This window comes from Stenotrophomonas sp. PI_27 (genome assembly GCF_027854495.1).
GTDB lineage: Bacteria > Pseudomonadota > Gammaproteobacteria > Xanthomonadales > Xanthomonadaceae > Stenotrophomonas > Stenotrophomonas pavanii.
Window position 1 is genome coordinate 62,214 of the sequence record NZ_JAJNOF010000005.1, and the last position, 20,643, is coordinate 82,856.

Annotated in this window: 15 protein-coding genes; 7 read left to right on the forward strand and 8 right to left on the reverse strand. The window is 67.9% G+C overall.

Annotated elements, in window-relative coordinates; translation table 11 throughout:
- Positions 1–5 precede the first annotated feature (5 nt).
- From LRM18_RS07995 to ampE, 5 genes are all read left to right on the forward strand, one after another.
- Positions 6–749 carry a DUF6776 family protein gene (locus LRM18_RS07995; RefSeq protein WP_005411304.1) on the forward strand — a complete coding sequence of 248 codons (744 nt, stop codon included), beginning with the start codon at positions 6–8 and terminating at the stop codon, positions 747–749.
- 4 nt (positions 750–753) lie between these two features.
- Complete coding sequence (locus LRM18_RS08000) at positions 754–1,218, forward strand: polymer-forming cytoskeletal protein (protein ID WP_049467999.1); 465 nt, start codon at positions 754–756, stop codon at positions 1,216–1,218.
- 31 nt (positions 1,219–1,249) lie between these two features.
- On the forward strand, positions 1,250–1,642 hold the full coding sequence (gene erpA / locus LRM18_RS08005) for an iron-sulfur cluster insertion protein ErpA (protein WP_005419789.1): 393 nt from the start codon (positions 1,250–1,252) through the stop codon (positions 1,640–1,642).
- A 116-nt stretch (positions 1,643–1,758) separates the two neighbouring features.
- Positions 1,759–2,664, forward strand: coding sequence for an NAD(+) diphosphatase (gene nudC / locus LRM18_RS08010; RefSeq protein ID WP_049467998.1), 906 nt, complete (start codon positions 1,759–1,761; stop codon positions 2,662–2,664).
- A 145-nt stretch (positions 2,665–2,809) separates the two neighbouring features.
- Complete coding sequence (ampE, locus tag LRM18_RS08015; RefSeq protein WP_064239385.1) at positions 2,810–3,697, forward strand: regulatory signaling modulator protein AmpE; 888 nt, start codon at positions 2,810–2,812, stop codon at positions 3,695–3,697.
- A 480-nt stretch (positions 3,698–4,177) separates the two neighbouring features.
- Here ampE and LRM18_RS08020 read toward each other — a convergent pair whose 3' ends face one another.
- The 8 genes from LRM18_RS08020 to LRM18_RS08055 form a co-directional block, all read right to left on the reverse strand.
- Positions 4,178–4,603: a DUF2752 domain-containing protein gene (locus LRM18_RS08020; protein WP_049468614.1), complete on the reverse strand. Its 426-nt coding sequence runs from the start codon at positions 4,601–4,603 to the stop codon at positions 4,178–4,180.
- Between the two features lie 43 nt (positions 4,604–4,646).
- The gene (locus tag LRM18_RS08025) at positions 4,647–4,925 is read right to left on the reverse strand and encodes a CD225/dispanin family protein (RefSeq protein WP_005419785.1); all 279 of its coding nucleotides are present in this window, start codon (positions 4,923–4,925) and stop codon (positions 4,647–4,649) included.
- 34 nt (positions 4,926–4,959) lie between these two features.
- Positions 4,960–5,247 (reverse strand): CD225/dispanin family protein, encoded by a 288-nt coding sequence (locus LRM18_RS08030; protein ID WP_005419784.1) that lies wholly within the window; start codon positions 5,245–5,247, stop codon positions 4,960–4,962.
- Between the two features lie 229 nt (positions 5,248–5,476).
- On the reverse strand, positions 5,477–7,366 hold the full coding sequence (locus LRM18_RS08035) for an MFS transporter (protein ID WP_053504873.1): 1,890 nt from the start codon (positions 7,364–7,366) through the stop codon (positions 5,477–5,479).
- Positions 7,367–7,408: 42 nt separating this feature from the next.
- Positions 7,409–9,586 carry a YccS family putative transporter gene (gene yccS, locus LRM18_RS08040; RefSeq protein WP_270953336.1) on the reverse strand — a complete coding sequence of 726 codons (2,178 nt, stop codon included), beginning with the start codon at positions 9,584–9,586 and terminating at the stop codon, positions 7,409–7,411.
- A gap of 437 nt (positions 9,587–10,023) precedes the next feature.
- Positions 10,024–13,146: an efflux RND transporter permease subunit gene (locus LRM18_RS08045; protein ID WP_270953338.1), complete on the reverse strand. Its 3,123-nt coding sequence runs from the start codon at positions 13,144–13,146 to the stop codon at positions 10,024–10,026.
- Between the two features lie 31 nt (positions 13,147–13,177).
- On the reverse strand, positions 13,178–16,411 hold the full coding sequence (locus LRM18_RS08050; RefSeq protein WP_049466413.1) for an efflux RND transporter permease subunit: 3,234 nt from the start codon (positions 16,409–16,411) through the stop codon (positions 13,178–13,180).
- 74 nt (positions 16,412–16,485) lie between these two features.
- A complete protein-coding gene (locus tag LRM18_RS08055; protein WP_049466411.1) occupies positions 16,486–17,730 on the reverse strand; it encodes an efflux RND transporter periplasmic adaptor subunit in 1,245 nt (414 codons plus the stop codon).
- A 186-nt stretch (positions 17,731–17,916) separates the two neighbouring features.
- On the opposite strand from LRM18_RS08055, the gene LRM18_RS08060 reads away from it, so the two are divergent.
- Both LRM18_RS08060 and queF read left to right on the forward strand, forming a co-directional pair.
- Positions 17,917–19,236, forward strand: a complete 1,320-nt coding sequence (locus LRM18_RS08060; protein ID WP_103282175.1) for a M20 family metallopeptidase — start codon at positions 17,917–17,919, stop codon at positions 19,234–19,236.
- A 491-nt stretch (positions 19,237–19,727) separates the two neighbouring features.
- A complete protein-coding gene (queF, locus tag LRM18_RS08065; RefSeq protein ID WP_049467591.1) occupies positions 19,728–20,546 on the forward strand; it encodes an NADPH-dependent 7-cyano-7-deazaguanine reductase QueF in 819 nt (272 codons plus the stop codon).
- The last annotated feature ends 97 nt before the right edge of the window (positions 20,547–20,643 follow it).

A 20,643-nucleotide genomic window follows, 5' to 3' on the forward strand; every position in this document is an offset into this window, starting at 1 on the left:
CACCCATGACCAACCGTCCTCCCATGCGCGTGCAGGTCCGCCTGCCCGGCGCGCCGCAACCGCCTGCCGACCGTCGCCGCCTGCTGGTGATCGGCGGCATCTGGCTGCTCAGCCTGGTGCTGGCGGTGCTTGGCGGCTGCTGGATGGCCACCCCGCGCGATGCCCAGGGCCAGCGCCTGCAGGCCGCCGAGAAGCGTGCCGAGACGCTGCAGGCGCAGTTGACCGAGCTGCGCCAGAAGCAGGCCACGCTGGAAGCCTCCGACCGCATCAGCCGCGCCGCCAACACCGAGGTGCAGTCCTCGCTGGCCGAACGCGATGAGGAAATCGCCGGGCTGCGCGCCGATGTCGCCTTCTACGAGCGACTGGTCGGCTCGACCAGCCAGCGCAAGGGCCTGAACACCCATTCGATCGAGTTCAGCCCGGAGGCGGCCGGCACCTGGCAGTACACCGCCGTGCTGACCCAGAACCTCAACCGCGGTGCCATCAGCCAGGGGCAGATGCGCTTCACCGTGGAAGGCGTGAAGAACGGCAAGCTGGCCACGATCAGCTGGGATGATCTGCACCAGCGCAGCAAGGTGCCGGGACAGGATTACTCGTTCCGGTACTTCCAGCAGCTCACCGGCAGCGTGATGCTGCCGGCTGACTTCACCCCGCAACGCGTGCGGGTGACATTGGGGAGTGGTACGGGGGGTACCACCCAGGTATTCGACTGGAAACAGGCCGGTGCGCCGGCCAGCAAAGGGGAGTAGGCAGATGTTCGGAAGCAGCAAATCCAACCGTGACGGCCAGCTGGTGGTGGATGCCCTGATCGGCAACCAGGTGGTGATCCGCGGTGACGTGGAATTCAGTGGGGGGCTGTATGTGGAAGGCCGCATCCACGGCAAGGTGATTGCCAGCGAAGGCGCCAGTGGTGCAACCCTGACGGTTGCCGAGCATGGCGTGATCGAGGGCGAGATCCGCGCGCAGGTGGTGGTCATCAGCGGCCGCCTGGACGGCGACGTGCATGCCACCGAGAAGGTCGAACTGACCCCGAGCGCACGGGTCAATGGCAATGTCCATTACCAGGTGGTGGAAATGAATGCGGGGGCCCAGCTGAACGGCCGCCTGATCCATGCCAGCGCACCGGTCGCGGCGCTGCCGGCACCGGACGGCGACGAGGCCAAGGGCGACAAGGGCGACACCGCCGCGCGGCGCAAGCTGGCCGAGGCGATGGCTTGAAAGCCGTCGCCGGCACCCCCATGCTGGCAGCATGAGTACGCTAGTCTCCCTGCCCGGCGCCACCCCGGTTGCCGCGCCCGATTACCAGTCACTGGAGCGTCCGCTGAACTTCACCGAGTCGGCGGCCGCCAAGGTCAAATCCCTGATCCAGGAAGAGGGCAACCCCGACCTGGCGCTGCGCGTGTACATCGAGGGCGGTGGCTGTTCGGGCTTCCAGTACGGGTTCGAGTTCGATGAGAACCGTGCCGAGGACGACCTGGCGGTGCAGACCAGCGGGGTGACCCTGCTGGTCGACCCGCTGAGCCTGCAGTACCTGATGGGGGCCGAGGTGGATTACACCGAGAGCCTGACCGGTGCGCAGTTCGTGATCCGCAACCCGAACGCGAAGACCACCTGCGGCTGCGGCAGCAGCTTCAGCATGTAGCAGATCCACGCCACGCGTGGATGCGCGGTGCCCGCGACCGCGCCTGTGGACCACACGGGCAAACTGCGCACAGTGCCGACCTTGCCACCCGCCTCGATTGGCGGCACGCTTGGCGGATGCCCAATACTCCTTCGCCGCTTTCCGGTTTTGCCTTCGTTGGCGAACCCCTGGAGCGCGCCGATGCCCTGCGCGAGGATGCCGATGCATTGGCGCGCCTGTGGCCGGGCGCGCGCATCCTCGTCCTCGATCAGGACGGCAGCGCCTTCACCGGCGATGATGACCAGCCGTTGGCGCTGACCGGCGCCGACATCGGTGGTGGCCCCGGTGCTGCGATCTTCCTTGGCCTGCGTGGGGAACAGGCGTGGTTCTCGGTCGAAGCCGCCAATGTCACGGTGAGCGCACCCAGACGCCTTGATCTGCGCCAGGCGGCCTTGCTGTGGTCGACGGCTGACGCGACCGCCTTCAGCTATGCCCGCGGCATGTCCTACTGGCACTCGCGCACCCGCTTCTGCGGTGTGTGCGGCGGTGCCGTGGCATTCGCCCGGGGCGGCTTCGTCGGCCGTTGCGCGCAGTGTTCCACCGAACATTACCCCCGCGTCGATCCGGCCGTGATTGTCGCGGTGGAAAACCAGGGGCGGTTGTTGCTGGGCCGGCAGTCGAACTGGGCCCCCCGTCGTTACTCGGTCCTGGCCGGCTTCGTCGAACCCGGCGAGACCTTCGAGCAGACCGTGGTGCGCGAAGTCCATGAGGAGAGCAAGGTGCGGGTAACCGCCTGTCAGTATCTCGGATCGCAACCATGGCCGTTCCCCGGCGCGCTGATGGTCGGCTTCCGTGCGCAGGCACTGGACGACCTGCCGACCGTGGATGGCGAGCTGGAGGATGCGCGCTGGTTCAGTGCCGACGAGGTTGGCGCTGCGCTGGCCCGTGATGTGGAAGATGACGGCGAGGGGATCCGCCTGTCGCCGCCGATCTCGATTTCGCGTGGGCTCATCGAGCACTGGTACCGCGAGCAGCAGGGCTGAGCCGGCGCTGCCGCCGGGCCGTGGTGGCCGCTGTATTGCCGCCACCTGAACACGGCCCGGGTTACAGTCCGGTTCACCGCTGAGGCGGCCGCTGCGACAGGTAAGGTAGCGGCGCCGAGCGTTCTGTTTCGTAGGGAGACCTGCCATGTTCACCACTCTGGCCGCCGTGCTGGTGGCGCTGGCCCTGGGCCATGTTGCCCCCGCCGCTGCCGCTTCGCTGCGCCGTTTCGACGGCTTCCGGCGCTGGCTGGGCTGGCTGGACGCGCACGGCGGCAAGGCATGGCAGGGACCGGCCGGTGTGGCGCTGGCGCTGCTGCCGCCGCTGTTGCTGATGGCGCTGCTGGCGTGGCTGCTGCGCGGGGTGCTGTTCGGCCTGCCGTCGCTGCTGCTGGGCGTGGCGGTGCTGGCCTGGTGCTGGGGGCCGCGCGACCTGGATCGCGATATCGAAGCCATCATCGATGCCGATGACGCGGCGACGCGGCAGGCGGCCGTGCGCAACCTGCAATCCGCCGGCGGCAGCCTGCGCGAGGACGTGCCATCGCTGGTCGAGGCGACCGTGCTCAATGCGCTGCGGCGGTGGTTCGCGGTGCTGTTCTGGTTCCTGTTGCTGGGCCCGGCCGGTGCGTTGGGCTACCGCTTGCTGGCGCTGATGGCGGAAAGCCCGATGCGTGCACGCGTGCCGGTGGAGCCGCTGGCACTGGCGCAGCGCCTGCTGGGCTGGATCGAGTGGCCGGTAGCGCAGCTGATGGCGTTCTCGATGGCGCTGGTGGGCAACTTCGATACGGCGTGGAAGGCGTGGCGCCAGGCCCATGGCGAGCGCCTGGCGGGCACCGTCGGTTTCCTGGGCGCGGTGGCGCGGGCCAGCGTCAACGCCGAGCTGCGCGAGGATGCGCACGATTACACCGAAGCCGGGCTGTTGCCGGTGTGGCAGCGGCTGCCGGACCTGCGTGATGCGATGAGCCTGGTGTGGCGGATGCTGCTGCTGTGGCTGGCGATTCTCGCCCTGCTGGTGATTGCAGGCTGGGTGACGTAGGTGTTTTGGCAGGGCTTGCAGCCCTGCACCTGCAGAGGCAACAGAGCAACAGCAACGGCAACCGCTGGATTGCTGCGGGTTGGCGGGGTGGGTCGGATGGCGGGGGACGCCGTGAATCCGTCCATGGAGGCTTGGTCGCCGCATCCATGCGGCTCACACCCCCGCCATCCGACCCGCCCCGCCTTCGACAGTTTTCCGCGCACGGACGTTCTCCAGAGCCGAGCCATGCTTGGCTCCGAGCGAGCGTAGCGAAGCGATCCGCTTCCGCTTTTGAACTTCTCTTTCTTTTCCGTGGTGGACGTGCACGGAAACTGTCCGTGGCCGGGCGGGTGGGCTGCGCAGGGGCGTGAGCCGCATGGATGCGGCGACCGAGCTTACATGGACGTACTTGCAGCGACCCCTGCGCAGCCCACCCGCCCGGCCAATCCCATGATCGACAAACGCCGCCCACCACGAGGGGCTACGCCGTTGGCTGGAAGCCTAGACCGGTGCCAGTGCGGTGAACGGTGCCCACGGCAGGTTGCGCAGCAGCGCATACCCGGGCAGCAGCCAGAGCCAGAACGTGGGATTGGCCAGTACCCGCATCAACGGGTCGAGCACGCGCGGGCGGATGCCGGCGGTGTTCAGCAGCATCAGCAACAGGAACGGCAGGCTGATGACCAGCAGCGGGTTCATCGCCATCGCGCCGGGCAGGTCGAAGTGGACCAGTGAATACAGGCAGCGGGTGCTGCCACAGCCCGGGCAGTACAGGCCGGTCAGCGCGTACAGCGGGCAGCTCGGCAACGGATTGCCGGCGACATAGGGATTGACGTTGCGCAGCACCAGCGCGGCACCGGCGGCCAGGCCGGTGGCGGCCAGCAGCGGTGCCCAGCGGGCCAGTCGGGATCGGGAGGGCAGTGCGGACATGCAGCAACGGATCCGGCGCAGGCGCCGGATCCGTCCACGCGGATCAGTAGCCGCTGTTGCTCATCGCACCCATGCCGCCGAGAGCGACGATCAGGATGCCGTACAGCACGCCGACCACGACGGCGGCGATGGCCGACCAGATGGCCCACTTCTTGGCCTTGGCCGAGGATTCCTGGGCACCGGCGATATCGCCAGCGGCCAGCTTGCCGTTGACCTGCGCGGCGTAGACGATCGACACGATGCCGGCCGGCAGGCAGCAGAACAGGGTGCTCAGGATGGCCCAGACCAGGTTGTTCGGGACCTGCGGAGTGGCGGTGTTCATGGGTTCAAGCTCCTTGATGGGTGGTGGTGGTGAATCATTGGTCGGAAAGAGCGCCCAGTACGGCCAAGCCGCCGAACAGCCCGAACCACAACAACAACAGGACCGGCAGGGCCACGGCCGAAGCCACCGCCCACCAGCCCGCCTTGCGCGACGCGCTGTAGGCCCCCGGCAGGTCGCCCGCCGCGCGGCGGCCATCGACCTGGGAGGCGTAGACGATCGACACCACGCCCAACGGCAGGCAGCAGAACAGCGTCGTCAGGATTGCCCAGACCAGATGGTTGGGGATGTAGACCGGACGGCTGAGCGGTGGCGGTTGATTCAAAGCGAGACTCCATTCCTTGGTGGCCGGCCCTGGTGCATTGGCCGAACCTCCCCCCTGTGGGTGCGTAATCTACCTCAACCTGCGCTGCATGTATGCGGTTACAGTCAGATACTGCCGTGTATGGCCCTTGACCGGGCGCGTCTGACGGCCCCTGCAATGAAACAGAGGCCGTCGTGGCAGGGGGAATGGGGCTGTTGCCTGGAAGGGTTACCGGCGGCCGCGCGGCCGATCAGGCGTGATCACCACGCAGGGCCCGCACCTGGGCCTCCAGCACCGGGGCGCTGGTGGTGTGGCCATCGACGGCCGGCGCCGCCACGACCTCGACCGTGGCACGGAAACGACGCGGCACCCGCATGCGGCCCAGCCGGCTGTCGCGCCGGCTCCACATGCTCGACCACATGCCACGCAGGGCCATCGGCACCACCGGCACCGGCCGTCGCTCGAGGATCTTCTCGACGCCGGACTTGAACGGTGCCATCTCTCCGTCGCGGGTCAGCGCACCTTCCGGGAAGATGCATACCAGCTCACCCTCGGCCAGCGCAGCGTCGATCTCGTCGAACGCGCGCTGCATCAGCGCCGGGTCCTCGCGCGCCCCGGCAATCGGGATCGCCTTGGCAGTCCGGAATATCCAGCGCATCACCGGGATGTTGAAGATCTTGTAGTACATGACGAAGCGCACTGGGCGCGGAATCGTCGCCGACAGGATCAGCGCGTCCATGTAGCTGACGTGGTTGCAGACCAGCAGTGCGGCACCTTCGTCCGGCACGTTGGCCTCGATGCCGTGCGGGCGCAGCCGGTACAGGGTGCGCACCATCAGCCAGCTGAGGAAGCGCATCAGGAATTCGGGGACGATGGTGAAGATGTAGATCGCCACCAGCGCGTTGGCGATGGCCAGCGCCAGGAACTGCTGCGGAATGGTCCAGTGCAGCAGCGTGTGCGCGGCCAGCGACAGCAGCGCCGCAGCGACGATGAAGCCCGAGTTCTGGATGTTCAACGCCGCGAACACGCGCGACATCTGCGCCTTCGGGGTGCGGCTCTGGATCAGCGCGAACAGGGGTACCACGAAGATGCCGGTGAACAGGCCGATGCCGATCAGGTCGATGACGATGCGCAGGCTGCCGGGCTGCTGCAGGAATGGCCCGATGGTCAGCCCGTGCACGGTCGCTTCGCCGCTGCGGGCGAAGTACAGGTCGAGCAGGAACGCGGTCATGCCAAACGCGCCCAGCGGCACCAGGCCGATTTCCACGGTACGGGCCGACAGCTTTTCGCACAGCAGCGAGCCGACGCCGGTGCCGACCGAGAACAGGGCCAGCGCGAAGATATACAGGGTCGGCTCGCCGCCCAGGTTGGTGACCGCGTAGGCCGGCAGCTGGGAGGTCAGTACGGTGCCGACGAACCAGAACCAGGACACGCCCAGGATCGAGTTGCGCACGGCCTTCTGCTGGCGCGCCATGCGCAGCACCGCCAGCGATTCCGGCAGCGGGTTCCAGTTGATCTTCAGGGTAGGGTCGCCGGCATCGACCTTCGGGATCAGGCGCGCGGCGATGTTGCCGCAGATCGCCAGTGCGATGATCGCGCACGCGGCCACCACCGTGCCGTGGCTGCCGGCCACGGTGAACACCAGGCCACCGACGATCATGCCGGAGAGGATCGACATCGAGGTGCCCATCTCGACCAGGCCGTTGCCGCCGGTCAGCTCTTCGGGCCTGAGCACCGAGGGCAGGACCGAATACTTCACCGGGCCGAACAGGGTCGACTGCATGCCGGTGCAGAACAGGGCGACCAGCAGCACCGGCAGGCTCTGGGTGAGGAAGCCGGTGGCCGCCAGCGACATGATCACGATCTCCATGGTGGTGGTGATCACGATCAGGCGCGATTTCTCCAGCTTGTCGGCGATCTGCCCGGCCAGTGCCGAGAACAGGAAATACGGCAGGATGAAGATGGCCGGCGCCAGGGTGGCGTACAACCCCAGTTCTTCCTCCGGCACGGCCATGAACAGCAGCATGCTGATGATCGCCTGCCGGTACACGTTGTCATTGAACGCACCGAGCGCCTGCACCACGAAGAACGGCAGGAAGCGGCGCTGGCGCAGCAGGGCGAACTGGTTGTGACCGGACATGGAACCTCCTTGACCGGCGCAGCCTAGCATTCCTGCCCGCGATCAGGTCAGACTGGTTACCGCCTCATTGGCCGCCGCCCGCACCTTCGGCAGCATCCGCAGGACCAGTGCCATCTGCGTACGGATCAGCTGCAGTTTCGGCGGCATCGCGTCCTCGATCTGCTCCAGCTCTGCGGCCACCGCGCGGTCAGCGTCGTTGTCATCCTCGGCGACCGGTTGCCGAGCGGCCAGCGCCGAGGCCAGCTGCTGCAGTGCCTTGCGCACGCGCTCGCCGGCCGCCAATGCCAGCGGATCGCCGGCATAGCTGTCCACCTGGTCGCGATGCGCGCCCAGTGCCGACAGATGACCGAGCAGGGTGTTGGACAGCGCCAGGAAACGGAAGCCGGCGTCCAGGTTGCGGCGGACATGGCCCGGCTCGCGCAGCATGTTCGACAGCGCGGTGGACAGCGCGGCATCGGCGTTGTGCATGTCTCGGCGCGCGATGCGGTAGGCAAGGTCGTCGCGCATGCCGCTGCGGTACTGGCCGAGCACTGAATCCAGGTAGCGGGCGGCGGTGTCCAGCACGCGCGCCAGCACCAGGTGCAGCTGGCGGCCCTGCCAGTCGGGCAGGATCAGGAACGCCGCCGCTGCGGCGATCGCGCAGCCCAGCACCGTATCGACCATGCGCGGCACGATCAGCACGAAGCCATCACCGATCAGGTTGAAACAGGTCAGGGCCATCACCGTGATGGCCGCCGACGCCACCAGGTAGCGGTCGGTGCGGGTGAAGAAGAACAGCAGCGTCGACAGCAGCGCGATCAGCAGCTGCACGTGCAGTTGCGGGAACAGCTGCAGCAGCGCCCAGGTCAGCACCAGGCCGGCCAGCGTGCCGACGATGCGCTGCGCCAGGCGCTGGCGGGTGGCGCCGAAGTTGGGCCGGCACACGAACACGATGGTCAGCAGCACCCACGAGCCGTTCTGCGCATTGAACAGGCGGATCGCGGCAAAGCCGGCGATCAGCGCCAGCGCCATGCGCAGGCCATGGCGGAACAGCACCGAGCCGGGCGTGAGCTGCTGGCGGATGCGCACGCCCATCTCGCGCAACGTGTGCGGGTTGCTGTCGCGCAGACGGGTGTCGACGTTGTCGAGGCTGGCTTCGGAACGCTCGGCATCCAGCAGCCGCCGTTCGATGCTGCGCAGGTTGTGCACCAGCAGGTCCAGTGAACCGAGCAGGCGCTGCCATTGCGGCCGCTGCTGGTCGCGCAGGTAGGCCAGCGCATCGGCCAGGTCACGCCCGGCCTGCTGGTTGCTTTCGCCGTACACGAACGGGCGGCGCAGGCGGATCGCTTCGCCCAGGCGCGCGCAGGCCTGGCCCTGCAGGTCGAGCAGGCGCTGGCAGCGGTACAGCACGTCGCTGTGGAAGAACGCGTCCACCAGCGCGCCATAGGGGTAGTGCGAGGAACTGGCGCGCTCGTGGAAATCCTGCGCCATGTAGTACAGGCGCAGGTACAGGCCGGAATTCACCCCCGGTCGGCCGGAGCGGCCGAAGCGGGCCAGGATCGCGGTCTTGGCCTCGTTCAACGCACCGACCACACGGCGGTTCTGTTCGGCCAGGTCGAGCTGGCGGCGTTGCAGGTCGGCTTCGCGCACCGGTTCGAACAGCGCGGCCTTCAGTTGCAGGTAGCGGCCCAGTTCCTGGTACAGCCGCGCAACGCGCTCACGCACCGGCCGGTTGGCGAACAGCGCGGTCCACAGGATCGACAACAGGCCGTACCAGACCGCACCGGCCAGCAGGTGGCTGACCGCGTCCAGCGCACTGTGCAGGTCGCTGGCACCGTGCTGCTCCAGGCCGATCATGGTGTAGATCGCCAGCGTCACCGTGGCCTGGGCAATGGAAGCGTAGCGCTCGCCGAGCGCGCCAAGCAGGGTCAGGCCGAAGGTGGACAGTGCCAGCGCGCCGATGAAGACCCACGGCCACGGGAACAGCCAGATCACCGAGGCCGCAGCGAGGCAGAAGCACAGCAGCGACAGCATCACGGCCTTGGTCCGGCCCCACCAGTTGTCGTCGGTTTCCGCGATGGCACTGGCGATGATGCCGAGGAACACGCCCGGCAGGGCAGTCAGCGCATCGAACTGCCAGCACACAGCAACCGCGGTGGCCAGCGCGATGAACACGCGCAGGCCATAGCTGGCCTTTTCGTGGGCCCAGAGGCGGCTGAGGCGGGATTGTGGGGCAGGCATGCAGGCTCAGTGGACGGATCTGCCGCCATTATTGCGGCCTGCGCGTGAAATATGGAGTGCGGCTCAGCGGTCTGCACCCACGGTAGTGCCGGCCGCTGGCCGGCAGCTTGGCGGCACGGTGCATCGGCAAAGCCGGCCAGCGGCCGGCTCTACCAAAGCGATGTGCGTTGCGCGCGCCTGCGCACGCAACGTGCGGGCCAACGGTCCGCACCCAGTCCGTTCCCACGGTAGTGCCGGCCGCTGGCCGGCAGCTTGGCTGCACGGCGCATCGGCAAAGCCGGCCAGCGGCCGGCTCTACCAGAGCTATGCGCGTTGCGCGCGGTTGCGCACGCGACGTGCGGGCCAACGGTCCGCACCCACGGTAGTGCCGGCCGCTGGCCGGCAGCTTGGCTGCACGGTGCATCGGCAAAGCCGGCCAGCGGCCGGCGCTACCAGAGCTATGCGCGTTGCGCGCGCTTGAGCAGCTTCGCTTCGCGCTTGCGTGCGCGACGGGCGCGCAAGCGCTCGACCAGGCACGAGAAGATCACGTACAGCGCCGGCGTACTGAGCAGGGTCAGGCTCTGCGAGAACAGCAGGCCGCCGATCATCGCGATGCCCAGCGGGCGGCGCAGTTCTGATCCTTCGCCCAGGCCGATCGCCAGCGGCACGGCGGCCAGGATCGCGACCATCGTGGTCATCATGATCGGGCGGAAGCGGACGATGCTGGCTTCGCGTGCAGCGTCGCGCGGCGCCAGCCCATGCTCGCGCTGCGCCACCAGGGCGAAGTCGATCATCATGATCGCGTTCTTCTTGACGATGCCGATCAGCAGCACCAGCGCGATCATCGAGATCACCGACAGCTCGGTGTTGGTGCCGAACAGCGCCAGCAGCGCGCCGACGCCGGCCGCAGGCAACGTGGACAGGATGGTGACCGGGTGGATCAGGCTCTCGTAGAGCATGCCCAGCACCAGGTACACGGTCAGGATCGCGGCCAGCACCAGAATCAGCATGTCGCTGGGATCGGAGTTGAAACCGAAGCCGGCGTCGTCGGCCAGGCGGATGTCACCGGGCATGCGCATGCCGGCCACGGTGGCATCGATGATCGCCTTGGCCTCACCCATGCTCACGTTGGGAGCCAGGTTGTAGCTCAGGTCCATCGTCGTGTACTGGTTCTCGTGGGTGATCTGCGACGGTGCCAGCCCGGGCATCTGGGTGGCCACCGCGGTGATCGGCACCATGTCGCCGTTGCGCGCGCGCACGTACACCTCATCCAGCGCCGCCGGTGTGGCGGTCTGCGAGGGCAGCGCATTGACCACCACGCTGTACTGGTTGATGTCCGAATAGATGGTCGAGATCTGGCGCTGGCCGAACGCGCCGTACAGCGCACCGTCGATGGCACCCACGGTGATGCCCAGGCGTGCGGCCTTGGCGCGATCGATCTGGATGTTCTGGCGCAGGCCGGCATTGTCCACGTCGGTGCCGACGTCGCGCAGCTTCGGGTTCTTCTTCAGTTCCGCCTGCAGTTTGGGCAGCCATTCCTGCAGTGCGGCCAGGTCGTTGCCCTGCAGGGAAATGCGGTACTGCGCACCCTGGCTGGCGCCGCCGCCGTCGTTGCTGGGCAGGTCCTGGATCGCGCGCAGGCGCAGCTGCAGGTCGGGGTAGCGGTCGGCCTTCGCACTCAGCCGTGCCAGGGCATGCGCGGTGGTTTCACGGCGGCCTTCCTTGCGCGATTTCAGCTCGATGTTGAACTGCGCGCTGGAGCCCTGGCGGCCACTGCCCAGGCGCACGCCCACCGTTTTCACCGCCGGGTCGGCCATCAGCATGTCGGTGATGCGGCGCTGGCGGGCAACCATGTCCTCGAAGGACACCGTGGCACTGGAGTTGGCACGGCCCCAGATGAGGCCGGTGTCCTGCGGCGGGAACGCGCCCTTCTTCACTGCGCCGAACAGGAACACGGTGACGCCGATCAGGATCAGCGGGGTCAGCGACAACAGCAGCGCGTGGCGCAGCGAGAAGTCGAGGAACACGGTGTAGATGCGCAGCATGCGCTCGTGGCCGGCGTCCAGCCAGCGGCCGAAACGCGACGGCGGCGCGCTGTGGTCGTGCGCACTGAGGAAGCGGCTGCACAGTGCCGGGGTCAACGTCAGCGAGACGATCATCGAGACCACGATGGCCGCCACCAGGGTGACGGTGAACTCGCGGAAGAACGCACCCATCATGCCGCTGGCGAACAGCAGCGGAATGAACACCGCCACCAGCGAGGCGGTGATCGAGACGATGGTGAAGCCGATCTCGCGCGCACCGGTCAACGCCGCCTGCATGCGCGGCATGCCCTCGTCGAGATGGCGCATGATGTTCTCGATCACCACGATCGCATCGTCGACCACGAAGCCGATCGCGATCACCAGCGCCAGCAGGCTCAGGTTGTTCAGGGTGAAGCCCATCACGTACATCACCAGCGCGGCACCGGCCAGCGACAGCGGCACGGTCACCGCGGCGATCAGCGTCGGTGCCAGCCGGCGCAGGAACAGCGCCATCGTCAGCACCACCATCGCCAGGCTGATCAGCAGGGTGATCTGCACTTCATGCAGCGACGAACGGATGGTCGGCGTACGGTCGAAGTACGGCGTCATCGTGGTGCCTGGCTGCAGGTAGTCGCGCAGGGTCGGGATCTGCGCCTTGACCCGGTCCACGGTCTCCACGATGTTGGCGCCGGCACGGGTGAACACGTACATCACCACCGCCGGTTTGTGGTCGAACCACGCGGCCTGGTAGGCATCCTGCTGGCCGTCGTAGACGTTGGCGACGTCCTTGAGGCGGATCACCCGGCCATCGCCCTGGGTCTTGACCACCAGGTCGGCGAAGTCGGCCGCACGCGCCACCGAATCGTTGGCGATGATCGCGGTGGTGGTGTTGCCGTCGCTGAGGAAGCCGGTGGGCGAGGTCACGTTGGCCGCACGCACCGCATTGCGCAGGTCATCGGCGGTCAGGCCCAGCGCGTTCATCAGGCGCAGGTTGACGTCCACGCGCACCGCTGGCGTCGAGGCACCGGCGATGTCGACCGAGGCGACGCCACTGATCTGGCGGATGCGCTGCGCCAGCAGCGAATCGGCGACGTTGTACAGCTCATCGGCCGACTGCGTCTGCGAGGTCAACGCGATGGCGATCACCGGGTCGTCGTTCGGGTTCGCCTTCTGGTACATCGGCGACCCCATGCCCGAGGGCAGGTCGGCCTGGGCCGAGTTGATCGCCGTCTGCACGTCCAGGGCGGCCGAGTCGATGTTGTGGCCGCTCTGGAAGATCATGAACACCAGCGAGCTGCCTTCCGAGCTCGACGAGCGCATGCGGTCGATGCCCGGCAGCTGGCCGAGGTGGCGTTCCAGCGGCGCGGTGACCGTGGACGCCATGGTCGCCGCATCGGCGCCGGACTGGCTGGCATGCACGAAGATCACCGGGATCTCGATGTTCGGCAATGCCGACACGCCCAGCCGCAGGTAGCAGATCAGGCCGACCATGAACAGGCCGATGGCCAGCAGCGCGGTGCCGATCGGGCGGCGGATGAAGGGGCCGGACAGGTTCATCGCGCGGCCCCCCGCAGCAGCGGGGCGTGGATCATGCCTGCGGCTCCTGCAGCGACCCGTCGCGCAGGGCGCGCTGTTCGCGGCGGCGCGCCAGCCACTCGGAGAAACGCTCCATGTACAGGTAGATCACCGGGGTGGTGTACAGGGTCACCAGCTGCGACAGCAGCAGGCCACCGACGATGGCGATGCCCAGCGGGCGGCGCAGCTCCGAGCCGATGCCGGTGCCCAGTGCCAGCGGCAGCGCGCCGAGCATGGCCGCGGCGGTGGTCATCATGATCGGGCGGAAGCGCAGCAGGCAGGCACGGCGGATCGCTTCGTGTGCGTTGGCGCCGGCGCGACGCGCCTCGATCGCGAAGTCCACCATCATGATGCCGTTCTTCTTGACGATGCCGATCAGCAGCACGATGCCGACGATGCCATCCACCGACAAGCTCAGGCCGCACACCATCAGCGCCAGCAGCGCGCCGACACCGGCCGGCGGCAGCGTGGAGATGATCGTGATCGGGTGGATGTAGCTCTCGTACAGCACGCCCAGCACGATGTAGATCACCACCAGCGAGGCCAGCAGCAGCCACACCACGTCGGTCTGGCTGCCGGTGAACTCGGCGGCCTTGCCGATGAACTCGGCATGCAGGTGGGTGGGCATGTCCAGGCTGTCCTTGGTTTCCTGGATCGCCCGCACTGCTTCGGACAGCGAATAGCCCGGTGCCACGTTGAACGACACGGTCACCGCCGGCAGCTGCTGCTGGTGGCTGACCACCAGCGGCGCACTGCTGACCTTGCCTTCGGCCAGCGCAGACAACGGGATGATGTTGCCGGCGCCGACGGTGATGCCGGTGTTCTGCGCGCCGATGCCGGTGGCGGTCGACGAGTTGGACGAGGTGACCTGTCCGAAGCTGGTGGCGTTGGTGCCGGTCAGCGCGCCGGCGCCGTTGGAGGCCACCGCCAGCTGCTCCATCAACGCGGTGCTGGTGCGGAACTCCGGCGCCACTTCCAGCACCACGCGATATTGGTTGAGCTCGGTGAAGATGGTGGAAATCTGGCGCTGGCCGAACGCATCGTAGAGCGTGTCGTCGATGGTCTGCATCGGCACGCCCAGCACGCTGGCCTTGTCGCGGTCGATGTTCAGCTCCAGGGCGCGGCCCTGGTTGGACAGGTTGTTGTCGACGTCAGCCAGTTCCGGGCGCTTGCGCAGCGCTTCGGTCAGGCGCGTGGCCTGGGTGGCCACCGTTGCCGAATCCACGTCCGACAGCGAGTACTGGTACTCGGTGGCGGCCACGCGGGTATCCAGGGTCACGTCCTGCACCGGCTTCAGGTACAGCGCCACGCCCGGGATCCCGGCCACCGCCTTCTGCAGGCGCGGCAGGATCTGCTCCAGGCCGTCGCGCTGGCTGCGCTCCTTCAGCACGATCGACAGCTGGCCCTGGTTGAGCGTGGGGTTCATGCTGCCGGCACCGATGAACGCCGACACGCCGGTCACGTCCGGATCCTGGCGCAGCGCTTCGGCGACCTGCCGGGTGCGCTGTTCCATCTGCGGGAAGGCGATGTTCTGGTCGGCCTGCACCACGCCGGTGATCAGGCCGGTGTCCTGTTCGGGCAGCAGGCCCTTGGGAATCAGCACATACAGCAGCACGGTCAGCACCAGCGCGCCGCCGGCCACGGCCAGGGTCAGGCGCTGGTGGCCCAGCACCCAGTCCAGGCTGTGCTCGTACAGGCCGACGGTGCGCGTCCACAGGTTCTGCTTGCCGGCCGCCGCTGCACGCTCATGCGCGTCCTCGCCTTCGGGCAGGGCGTCGGGCTTGAGCAGGTAGGCGCACATCATCGGGGTGAGCGTCAGCGAGATCAGCATCGACAGCACCACCGCGATGCTCAGCACCCAGGCGAACTCATGGAACAGGCGGCCGGTGACGCCGGGCATCAGCAGCAGCGGCAGGAACACGGCGACCAGCGAGACGGTCAGCGACAGCACGGTGAAGCCGATCTGGCGCGCACCGATCTCGGCCGCTTCCTTGCCGCTCTTGCCCTGCTCGATGTAGCGCACGATGTTCTCGATCATCACGATCGCATCGTCGACCACGAAGCCGGTGGCCACCACCAGCGCCATCAGCGAGAGGTTGTCCAGCGACATGCCGGCGAACGCCATCACCGCAAAGGTGCCGGCCAGCGACAACGGCACCGCCACCGAGGGGATGATGGTGGCCCACAGCCGGCGCAGGAACACGAAGATCACCGCTACCACCAGGCCGATGGTGAGGATCAGGGTGAACTGCACTTCATGCACCGAGGCGCGGATGGTCTCGGTACGGTCGTTGAAGATCTCCAGATGCACATCGGCCGGCAGCACGCCCTGCAATTGCGGCAGGATCGCGCGGATGCGCTCGACGGTCTGCACGATGTTGGCACCGGGCTGGCGCCTGACTTCCAGCAGCACCGCCGGCTTGCCATCGGCCCAGGCGGCGAGCTGGTCGTTCTCCACGCCATCCACCACCTCGGCCACGTCCGACAGCCGTACCGGGCGGCCGTTCTTGTAGCTGATGATGGTGTCGCGGTATTCGGCGGCGCTGGCCAGCTGGTCGTTGGTGCCGATGCTGTAGGACTGGGTCTTGCCGTTCAACGAACCCTTCGGCGCATTGACGTTGGCCTGGGTCAGCGCACTGCGCAGCTGCTCCAGGGTCAGGCCCATGTTCGATAGCTGCGCCGGGTTGACCTGGATGCGCACGGCCGGGCGGACGTTGCCGGCAATCGACACCAGGCCCACGCCCTGCACCTGCGACAGGCGCTGGGCCAGGATGGAGTCGGCGTAATTGTTGACGTCGCGCAGCGGGCGCGTGTCAGAGGTCAGTTTCAGGGTGACGATGGCCGCGTCGGCCGGGTTCACCCGGTTGTAGACCGGCTGGTAGGGCAGCGACGAGGGCAGGGTGGCCTGGCGGATCGCCGCCTGCACGTCCTGCGCGGCGATGTCGATGTCGCGGTCCATCGAGAACTGCAGGATGATCGTGGACAAGCCGGCCGACGAGTCGGAGGTCATCAGCTCCAGCCCGGAGATCTGCCCAAACTGGCGCTCCAGCGGGGTGGTGACCAGCGAAGCCATGGTGGTGGCATTGGCACCGGGGTACTGGGTGGTGACCACCAGGCTGGGTGCATCGATTTCCGGCAGCGCCGACACCGGCAGCTTGCGGTAACCCAGGATGCCCAGCAGCAACAGGCCCGCCATCAACAGCGAGGTGGCGATCGGGCGGCGGATGAAGATCGTCGAAAAGCCCACGGACTGATCCTTGCTGGCACTTCAATGTCGGCGCCGGCGGGTCTGCCGGCGCGAGGGAGATCAGTGGCCTGCGCTCAGCGCGGGCCACCACCGCGACGGCCACCGCCGCCCGCGTTCTTCTGTTCGGCCGCCTTCAGTTCGGCCTCGGTCGGTGCGGCCGGGGTCTCGCCCGGCTTCAGCGCGGTGACCTTGCTGCCCGGCTTCAGGCGGAACTGGCCCTCACTGACTACGCGCTCGCCGCCCTTCAGGCCTTCGGCGATCTGCACCTGGCTGTCGCCCACTTCCACGCCGCTGCGCACGGTCTGCATCTTCACCGTGTTGTCGCCCTGCACGACATAGACGTACTCGCCGTCCGGACCCCGCAGTACCGCCTGGGTAGGAATGACCACGCCGCTGGCGATCGTGCGCAGCTGCATGCGCACGTTGACGAACTGCCCCGGCCACAGGCCGTTGTCGGCATTGTCGAACACGGCACGCGCCTTGAACGTGCCGCTGTCCGCGCTGATCAGGTTGTCGACCACATCGAGCTTGCCGTCGCCGGACAGCACGTGCGAATCGGCGCGGTCCAGTGCGGCCACTGGCACGGTGCCGGCGGCCTGTGCCTGGCGCACGTCGCCGAGTTGGCGTTCGGGCAGGTTGAACAGCACGTGGATCGGGTGGATCTGGGTCAGCGTGACCAGTGCGGTGCCGGCGTTGACCACGTTGCCGGCATCGACCGCGCGGATGCCGGCGATGCCGGAGATCGGTGCGGTGACCTTGGTGTACTGCAGCTGCACCTGCGCCGAGCGCATGCTGGCCTCGTTGGCCGCCACCGCGCTTTCGTACTGTGCCACTTGGTTTCGTTGTGTATCCAGATCGGTCTTGGCGACGTACTGGCGATATTCCGGTGCGTTCGAGCGCTGGTAGTTGGAGCGCGCGGTGGCCAGCAGCGCCTCGTTCTGGCGCTTGGCCGCAGCGGCCTGGTCGTAGCTGGCCTGGGCGGTGCGCGGGTCGATCACCGCCAGCACGTCGCCCTGCTTCACTTCCTGGCCTTCGCGGAAATTCAGGCTCATCAGCTGGCCGCCGACCTGCGGGCTGACGGTCACGGTGTTCATCGCAGTCACCGTGCCCAGCGCGCTGGCGTACACCGGCACGTCCTGGCGCGTGGCATCGACCACGGTGACCGGCACCGGGCCGGCATCCGGGTCTTCGCCGCCCTGGCGCGCGCCCGCAGCGGGTTTTCCAGCCTTGTCCTTGCCGCCGCCGATGACGCGCAGGCCGACCACGGCCAGCACCAGCACTGCCACGACCAGCAGCACGATCTTCCAAACACGTGACATTACGAGGACTCCAAGAGGGCTGGACCGGGCGGAGCCCGGCGGGCAATGCGCAAAGCATACCTGTGCCACATCACGTTTCCTGCATGACGGATGGGACGGGCGCTAAGACCGGATCCGGCCGCGGAGGTTCCCGTGGCGGCGGTGTTGCCCTACATTCAGCTGGAACCCCCTGCCGTGGAGATTGTGATGCGCCGTTCGCTGCTGCTGTCCGCCCTGCTGCTGGCCCTGCCGGCCCTTGCCCACGCCCAGGACGGGCAGCGCCCGGAAGTGACCGCCGCCGCGCAGCGGCTGCAGGCCAAGGTGGTCGAATGGCGCCGCGATTTCCACCAGCATCCGGAGTTGTCCAACCGCGAGGCGCGCACCTCGGCCGAGGTGGCCAAGCGCCTGCGTGCGATGGGCCTGAAGCCGAAGACCGGCATTGCCCACCACGGCGTGGTGGCGATCATCGAAGGCGGCAAGCCCGGCCCGAAGATCGCGTTGCGCGCGGACATGGACGCCTTGCCGGTGACCGAGCAGACCGGCCTGCCGTTCGCCTCCAGGGCGACCGACCAGTACCGCGGGCAGACCGTGGGCGTGATGCATGCCTGCGGCCATGATGCGCATACCGCCACCCTGCTCGGCGTGGCCGAAGCGCTGGTGTCGATGAAAAAGGACCTGCCGGGCCAGGTGATGCTGATCTTCCAGCCGGCCGAAGAGGGGGCCCCGCCGCCGGAAGAGGGTGGCGCCGCACTCATGCTGAAGGAAGGCCTGTTTGCCGATTTCAGGCCGGAGGCGGTGTTCGGCCTGCACGTGTTCTCCAGCGTGCAGGCGGGGCAGATCGCCGTGCGCGGCGGCCCGTTGATGGCGGCCTCAGACCGTTTCGGCATCAAGGTGATCGGCCGCCAGACGCACGGCTCGGCGCCGTGGAACGGTGTTGATCCGATCGTCGCCACCGCCGACCTGGTGGGGACCGCGCAGACCATCGTCAGCCGCCGCGCCAACCTGTCCAAGCAGCCGGCCGTGCTGACCTTCGGCGCGATCAACGGCGGCATCCGCTACAACATCATTCCCGATGAAGTGGAGATGGTCGGCACCATCCGCACCTTCGACGAAGGCATGCGCCAGCAGATCTTCGCCGACCTGCGCAACGTGGCCGAACACACGGCGGCCGCGCATGGCGCCAAGGCGGTGACCGACATCTACGAATCGGAGGGCAACCCGGCCACGGTGAACGACCCGGCGCTGACCGCGAAGATGCTGCCGAGCCTGCAGGCGGTGGTGGGCAAGGACAATGTGTACGAGCCGCCGCTGCAGATGGGCGCGGAGGATTTCTCGCTGTACGCGAAGGAAGTGCCGGGGATGTTCTTCTTCGTCGGGTCCACCAGCGTGGGTATCGATCCGGCGACGGCGCCGGCCAACCATTCGCCGAAATTCCTGCTGGATGAGAAGGCGCTGGACGTCGGGTTGAGGGCGCTGCTGCAGGTAAGCCTGGATTACCTGCACGGTGCAGGCACCCCGGCGGGGTGAGGGTTTCCGGCAGGGCTGCGCCCTGGGTACGCGACATCGCATGCGCGCTGTCGCTCCCACGGTTCGCTGCGCGAACCGTGGGCCCCCCTTACCAGCTTCCAGACCCCTGCCGCTTCGCGGCCGCCCCCTGACTCAGGGGGCTTTCCTCCAGACCCGATCCCGTGGCTTGCCGGTAGATCCACGCCATGCGTGGATGGCAGACATCGCAAATGTCCGAAGGATCGGATTTTGATTCTCTGATCTTTCCCGTGGTGGTGGCCGCGCGCAGGGAACTGTCAGGGGGCGGGTGGGTAGGCGGGGCGGGGGTGTCCGCGGCATGGATGTCGCGGCCAAGCCCCCAGGGATGGATTTACGGCGTCCCCCGGCCCGCCTGCCCACCCGGCCAAGCCGATAGACCGCCTTTCGCGACCATCCAACACAACCACCACGGAGGGGCTCCGCCGTTGGCTGGCCCGGCCGAAGGCCCGCCCTCGCGCGATACAATGGCCCCCATGAACACCCCCCAGGATTCCAGCCTCGGTCGCGAGGTCAGTTACCCGTCGCAGTACGACCCCGGCCTGCTGTTTCCCATCCCGCGCAGCGGCGCCCGTGCCGAGATCGGCCTCGATGATGCCGCGCTGCCGTTCGTCGGCCACGACCGCTGGCATGCGTTCGAACTGAGCTGGCTCGACCCGCGCGGCAAGCCGCAGGTGGCCGTGGCCACCGTCCAGGTGCCCTGCACCTCGCCGCGGTTGATCGAGTCGAAGTCGTTCAAGCTGTACCTGAACTCCCTCAACAGCACCCGCATCGACAGCGCCGAGGCGCTGCGCTCGCGCATCGTGGCGGATCTGTCGGCCTGTGCCGGTGCGCCGGTCCAGGTCGAGTTCGGCCTGCCGGGCCTGCGTGAGACGCCGCTCGGTGAATCCATCGACGGGCTGGACGTGGAGATCGACTGCTACGGCCCGCCGCAGGCCGACTTCCTTGCCGCCGATGCGGGCGAGGTGGTGGAGGAGACCCTGGTTTCGGCGCTGCTGAAGTCCAACTGCCCGGTCACCGGCCAGCCGGACTGGGCCACGGTCAGCCTGCGTTACCGTGGGCCGAAGATCGACCGCGCCGGCCTGCTGCGCTATCTGGTCAGCTATCGCGAGCACGCCGAGTTCCACGAGCAGTGCGTCGAGCGGATCTTCAGCGAGGTGTCCGCGCGCTGCCAGCCGCACTGGCTGGAAGTGGAGGCCCGCTACACCCGCCGCGGTGGCCTGGACATCAATCCCTGGCGTGCCAGCCCGGGCATCACCGCCCCGGCCGCGACCTACCGCGAGCTGCGGCAGTAACCGCCGCAGGCGGCTGCTCGTTGCGCCGGGCCAGGCCCGGCGAGCACCGGCCAGCGGCCGGCACTACCATCGTTCGCAGGCGGTTACGGGTGGTGCC